This window comes from Chamaesiphon polymorphus CCALA 037 (genome assembly GCF_003003845.1).
GTDB lineage: Bacteria > Cyanobacteriota > Cyanobacteriia > Cyanobacteriales > Chamaesiphonaceae > Chamaesiphon > Chamaesiphon polymorphus.
The window spans coordinates 1-5,662 of sequence record NZ_PVWO01000386.1 but is presented as its reverse complement, the minus strand read 5'-3'; the positions used below and the strand labels follow the sequence as shown (position 1 = coordinate 5,662).

The following is a 5,662-nucleotide window of genomic DNA, read 5'->3' as shown; positions in this document are numbered from 1 at the left end:
CTTGTCTCGCTTCCATGGTCGGGAAACCCGACCGGAGCGAGCCGCTCCCCCAAACCCCCTCCAAAGGGTCAAATAGTAAGAAGCGTAGCGCGCTTCTCTTCTCCTTTTCGGAGACGCTTCGCTACGAGACGCTACGCGTTGGCGGAGCCTCGCCTCTGGCGATACGCATTAGTACTACCACTTTGGGTTATTAATCTGTGGGTAATGGATAGCCGATAAAGGGGGGGAGTAAGATATAGATTATTTAGGCCCCGTGTATGCTTTGTCTACTTTTAGATCGAATTGACTGGGCAATGGTTGTGCGAGACTGTCCCTACCTGAAATAATATAGTCGCCAGCTCTACCACCACTTGCCGAAATTTGAAAATTCGGACTATTGGCGCGCATGACAGTATTCAGATTTTGATACGCTAGACTAAATTGACAGCCGTTGGTAATATAAGTCCCCGTAGCTTGAGCAGATGCCAGTACTTTCCCATTATTAGTTAAGCTGACCGTAATTTTACTACAGTCAGTTTGAAAAACTGGGTATGACAAGGCACCGCCCGCTGCACTTGGCGGAACCAAATTTCCCCGAAGTATGTTGGTAGGAACGCGCTGCATTCTGTCTTTTGCGATCGGATTGGCAACTGCATCACTGACAAAAGACAATCCGATCGCACTCAAACTACCGATCGAGCCTAATACAACCAATACATTCCGTAAAATCTGCATATTTTTCATGAGTTAAACCCAATATAGAATTTCTGTTGTCTTCAAGATACAATTCATAATAGCTCTATTCCTGACTCTTCAATCAAATCCGTTCGACATCCAGAAATGACTGCGCCAGAAGTTACTATTTGTCCAGGCTATCTCTCTCCTAAAGATGCCACCGAACTATACATTAAATTACGCGATCGAATCGAGTGGGACGAACGCATTAGCGCGCGCAAAACGGCCTGTTTTGGGCTACCTTACAATTATTCGGGCTTGACTTACGATGTCACACCAATGCATCCAATTCTCACGCCGATTTGCGATCGACTACAGCAGACGTTAGGGTTCGAGCCAAATAGTTGTTTGATTAATTATTATCAAGATGGTCGTGACAAAATGGGTTTCCATTCCGATGAAATCGACAACCTCGAAGACGGCACCCAGATTATTATTATCTCCTTAGGTACCGAACGGAAACTTTCATTTCGATCGAAAGCCGATTATTCACAACGATTGCAATATTTATTACCACACGGCTCGTTGATGTATATGAGTCAAAAAACCCAAGAATTTTGGAGTCATGCCATCAAAAGAGCTAATGTATTAGATGGACGAATCAGTCTAACATTTCGTCGCATCGTACCCTAATCCAACAACCATTATCAATTATCAATTATCAATTATCAATTAATCCTCTAGCCAGCTAAAGAGTCGATCGATAGTTAATTGAAACGACGTTGCAAAATTAGGAACGGGTATCAAATCGGTTTTCTCTTCATAAACAGAAATCGTCCGATCTGCTAAATAGACAAATATGAGTTCTTCTTCGGGATCGATTAGCCAACCCATCTGGGTACCGTTGCTCAAACAGTGAAGGATATTGCGGACTACTTTAGTCTGGCTTTGTTCGGGTGAGAGAATTTCAATCGTCCCTGGTGCGAGTGTAAACACATTCGCAACCTTGCCATCATCATCGCGGGGGATACGTTCCCAGCTAAATACTGTGACATCAGGGACAGTCGAACGTCCGCCAAATGTGCAGCGAAGTTCGGGATATGCACGAGCGATACGACTGGGTTTGAGTTCAGTGTTAATAGCTGACACAATATCTCCTTGAATGGTGCTGTGTTTTCCTTGGGGCATCGGTTTCTGGATAATTCGACCATCAATGAATTCACTGGCAGGCTTTGTCTCTGGTAGCTTGAGAAAGTCGGCAAGTGTAATGGGTTTAGTCGGTGTTTAAACCATTGTCGAAGGTGATGATTGGTTATTTAATATTATCCGTCTAAATTCTGGTGATGAATTTATTTTACAAAAAAAGTATAAAGCCTCCCCGCTGTCCCGCGAAATCAAACCTGGTCGTTCATTACTACAATCCTCTGTACTTCTGAATCGACAGACAATACAAAGGACAGAGAGCGGTAATTATCAATTATCAATTATCAATTATCAACTATCAATTCGCGAAATTGGCTAAGGCTTTCGATAGCCAGTAACGCGTAGAATTAACTTACCGTTTTGGGGATTGCGGCTAAACAAGAATGTGCCTTCCTCGGCTTCTCCTCCAGCAAGGAAATCAAATTGCTGTTCGCCCATTTCTTCTACTTTTCCACCGATCTGCAATTCGGCGGTTACTTGTACGGCATCCGCAGTTTCTCCGCCCTTATTGGTGAGGGTAAAAGGCACATAAAAACTGCCCGCAGCTTGACGGATTTTACCGCTTTGTTCGATCGCTAAAACTGGGGGTTCATTGCCAACTTTTGCCCAACTATAAAGTACCAATCCCACAATTCCAGCCACAATGCTCGATGCGATGCCGAACGTTACCCATTCGGCGACAGATCGCTGTTGTTTTTGTTCGGATTCACTCATACGACTATCCGTCCTGCTGCACCGCCAATTGTGGCTGGCAATCCTAACACGATCGCATGGCTCAACCAGACTGTCCACGGATCTTCAAAACTGAGTTGATGAAAAAACCACAGCATTAATAACCCAGCCATTAATGAAACTATATAAGCTATTAAAGTCTCTGTAATCGGTTGATGAAATAGACCTGTCTGTTGGTGACGTTTATCTTGGTTGGTTAAACCAGCCACAAATACAATCCCGTAAGAAATTAGTAAAGAAGCGGCGATGGTGGCTAATAGCCAAGGAGGAGTCATTGCTGCGGCTAACATGGGTACCTCTTCGGTTGGTGCGATCGTAAACGCAATAAATAGAGCACCAATCGAAGTTGCACCCATATCTGCTAGGGTGGCATTAATTTCTGTGTTTTTAGACTGCGAAGATGAAGATGTCTGTTCGTTACCATTTTGGTTGCGATCGCCACTTAAAAATGAATTTGCGACAGCTACACCCAGCGAAAATGGCACACTTTCAAAAATAATTTTGCCAACTGCTTCATTGATAGATGTCGTGAGACTAATCTCTCTTAATAGCACCAAAATTAAGGCCGTACAGACAAATCCAATTGCCAAAGTTTCAATACTGTCCATCAAGGCATCGCGCATTTTAGTATCGACCGTTCCGCGAAACCCTTCCGTCCGAATTAGCAAGAAGACAACAACAAAGTTAGTAAGTAACGCAATTAACATTTGCAAAGGTTCGGCATAAGAACCAATCCACCAAACTTCCATCGTGTACAGTAATGGAATTCCAAACAAAAAGCCACTTGCTGCTCCTCGGATCGAGTCCCTAATTTCTTTTTTAAAAGCTTTTCGAGCCGAATTAGTTCGCTGATGCCGATTGTGGCTTTTCATCATCGGATACCCATGCTATTTTCGATCGTCAGAGGATCGATCTATTATTCATAAATTGTATCGCAGATAACATCGAGTAGGGTATGCGTCATCAAATTTTTCGCAATTTAATCGCGGCAAAGACACTGAGAACATCGCATTTCCATTCTGATAATAATACACATGCCAATTGCCAGCCACATTGTATTAACATTGCCGAAACCAAATAATTCAATTGTGGCAATAAATAAAGTTAATTCCCAGATTTTGGCAATATAGGGGTCGATCGATCGCCTCGATCGGTAGGAAGGGAGCGATCGTCAAGCGCAAACAAACTAAAATCCTTGAGATATATACCAATTGGAACATTTACCACTTATATATTTATTGTTACGCTAGAGCTTACCACTGGGGAGCTTTTGCCATCAGTTCTAAACTTCCAGCTTCCCCGATCGAGAAAATCGAGTTAAACTTGGAAGTATAAAGAAAAGATTAAGTTTTAATAAAAGAGTGCGGCTACCCGTATCGAGTCCCTCAACTACGCCTCAACCCAACTATACCAGCCAAATCCTTTCAGGTAATTTCATGAACTTACTGGAGTCGATCGCCCCATTCGACGGTTATGTAACCACCATGGCTAGAGATATCATTGGCTTATTAGGGATGAGTGTTAAGGTTTACAACCGCGACCGTCTACCCCAATCTGGCCCACTGTTGATTGTCTCCAATCACCGGAGCTTCCTCGATCCCTTTATTCTCACGAGTTTTCTCAATACTCCGATCAACTTTGTCTGTCATCGCTATATGGGCAATGTCCCAGTCTTGCGGGAAGTTTTACAAAGCTGTGGCGGTTTTCCCCTAACCAATAATGACTGGTATCCCGAACTATTGCACCATTCTACCGAACTACTCGATCGGGGTAAAACGATCGGGATTTTTCCTGAAGGTGCGGCTCCGATGCTAGCCACCCCGCCGCCTACTGGCATCTGTCCTTTCTATCGGGGATTCGCACATCTAGCGTTGCAAGCGGCTGTCGGCAATCTCCAAATCTTACCAGTAGGTATCTTATCCCGATCGGAGATGCAGTGGCCAGCCGTGCCATTGAGCGTACTGCATCAATTAGATCCCTCCGAACCGCTGTTTGGTAAAGATGGCTGGCATCCAGCTGTAGTGTATCAACAAGCAGAGATTAGGATCGGTAAGCCGTTCTCGATCGTCCCATACCAACAACAGTACCACGGTCGCCAAGCTGGTAAAGTAGTAAAGGATCTCACCGCCACCTTATCAAGACAAGTTGCTGACCTGCTCTCAGCATAAACCATGCAGCTTTATCCTATTAGTTTTTTTCAGCCGCGACCCGCCCAGCCACATCTGCCATTATTTATATTTTTTCCAGGTATGGATGGCACTGGCAAGTTACTATACAAACAACTAGATACACTCGCGGCTAGGTTTGACATTCGCTGTTTGGCCATTGCTAGTAACGATATGACCGATTGGGCGGGATTGGTCGATCGATCTGTACATCTGATTATGACCGAACTCACCGAAGATCGGGAGTTGTATTTCTGTGGCGAGTCATTTGGGGCGTGTTTTGCCATGCAAACAGCCGGACAGATTGCCAACAAAATTAGCGAGCTAGTGCTGATCAATCCAGCTTCTTCATTAGTCCGGTTGCCCTGGTTGGCGAGTGGCAGTGCCTTAACCAGACTGCTCCCAGATGCCCTCTATCCCCTCTCCGCCAGGATTTTGGTCAACTTCCTCATCGACCCCGATCGCGTCGCCGCACCAGACCGTCAGTGCCTGCTCAATGCCATGCTCTCAGTGCAGCCCCAGTCGGCAGCTTGGCGACTAGATTTACTCAGGCAGTTTAACGTCCATTCCGTATTACCCAACATCGTCGATATCCCCGTCTCCCTCATTGCTGGCGAACTCGATCGATTATTGCCGTCAGTACCAGAAGTCCAAATCTTAGAGCAGCTATTACCCAAATCCAAAACCAAGCTCCTCCCCAACAGCGGTCACGCTTGTCTATTAGAGAAAGACATTTATTTAGCCGATCTATTATAAGGGCGTTGCAGAAGGTAGGCTTTAGGCTTTAGGTTTTAGGTTTTAGGTTTTAGGCTTTAGGCTTTAGGCTTTAGGGAATAGGGGATAGGGGATAGGATACGCACTCATTACCCATCGACTCATCCACCCATCCACCCATCGACTCATCCACC

7 protein-coding genes are annotated in these 5,662 nt (G+C 44.9%); 3 read left to right on the top strand and 4 right to left on the bottom strand.

From position 1 onward, the window contains the following. Nucleotides 1–240 precede the first annotated feature (240 nt). Nucleotides 241–723 carry a hypothetical protein gene (locus C7B77_RS22475; protein ID WP_106310138.1) on the bottom strand — a complete coding sequence of 161 codons (483 nt, stop codon included), beginning with the start codon at nt 721–723 and terminating at the stop codon, nt 241–243. A gap of 96 nt (nt 724–819) precedes the next feature. Here C7B77_RS22475 and C7B77_RS22470 point away from each other — a divergent pair, with 96 nt between their 5' ends. After that, nucleotides 820–1,347, top strand: coding sequence for an alpha-ketoglutarate-dependent dioxygenase AlkB family protein (locus C7B77_RS22470; RefSeq protein WP_106310135.1), 528 nt, complete (start codon nt 820–822; stop codon nt 1,345–1,347). Nucleotides 1,348–1,386: 39 nt separating this feature from the next. On the opposite strand, the gene C7B77_RS22465 is transcribed toward C7B77_RS22470, so the two are convergent. From C7B77_RS22465 to C7B77_RS22455, 3 genes are all read right to left on the bottom strand, one after another. Further along, a complete protein-coding gene (locus C7B77_RS22465; RefSeq protein WP_106310133.1) occupies nt 1,387–1,923 on the bottom strand; it encodes a Uma2 family endonuclease in 537 nt (178 codons plus the stop codon). 249 nt (nt 1,924–2,172) lie between these two features. Next, nucleotides 2,173–2,571: a TIGR02588 family protein gene (locus tag C7B77_RS22460; protein ID WP_106310130.1), complete on the bottom strand. Its 399-nt coding sequence runs from the start codon at nt 2,569–2,571 to the stop codon at nt 2,173–2,175. Further along, nucleotides 2,568–3,464, bottom strand: a complete 897-nt coding sequence (locus C7B77_RS22455) for a TIGR02587 family membrane protein (protein WP_181243974.1) — start codon at nt 3,462–3,464, stop codon at nt 2,568–2,570. The genes C7B77_RS22460 and C7B77_RS22455 overlap by 4 nt, the downstream gene beginning before the upstream one ends. A 561-nt stretch (nt 3,465–4,025) precedes the next feature. Between C7B77_RS22455 and C7B77_RS22450 the strand changes: the two genes are divergently transcribed. Both C7B77_RS22450 and C7B77_RS22445 read left to right on the top strand, forming a co-directional pair. After that, on the top strand, nt 4,026–4,757 hold the full coding sequence (locus tag C7B77_RS22450; protein ID WP_106310127.1) for a lysophospholipid acyltransferase family protein: 732 nt from the start codon (nt 4,026–4,028) through the stop codon (nt 4,755–4,757). A gap of 3 nt (nt 4,758–4,760) precedes the next feature. After that, complete coding sequence (locus tag C7B77_RS22445) at nt 4,761–5,510, top strand: alpha/beta fold hydrolase (protein ID WP_106310124.1); 750 nt, start codon at nt 4,761–4,763, stop codon at nt 5,508–5,510. Nucleotides 5,511–5,662 lie beyond the last annotated feature (152 nt).

Coding starts and splice junctions, on each gene's coding strand:
- C7B77_RS22470 (WP_106310135.1), top strand. CDS start 820: ATGACTGCGCCAGAAGTTACTATTTGTCCAGGCTATCTCTCTCCTAAA.
- C7B77_RS22455 (WP_181243974.1), bottom strand. CDS start 3,464: ATGATGAAAAGCCACAATCGGCATCAGCGAACTAATTCGGCTCGAAAA.
- C7B77_RS22450 (WP_106310127.1), top strand. CDS start 4,026: ATGAACTTACTGGAGTCGATCGCCCCATTCGACGGTTATGTAACCACC.
- C7B77_RS22445 (WP_106310124.1), top strand. CDS start 4,761: ATGCAGCTTTATCCTATTAGTTTTTTTCAGCCGCGACCCGCCCAGCCA.
- C7B77_RS22475 (WP_106310138.1), bottom strand. CDS start 723: ATGAAAAATATGCAGATTTTACGGAATGTATTGGTTGTATTAGGCTCG.
- C7B77_RS22460 (WP_106310130.1), bottom strand. CDS start 2,571: ATGAGTGAATCCGAACAAAAACAACAGCGATCTGTCGCCGAATGGGTA.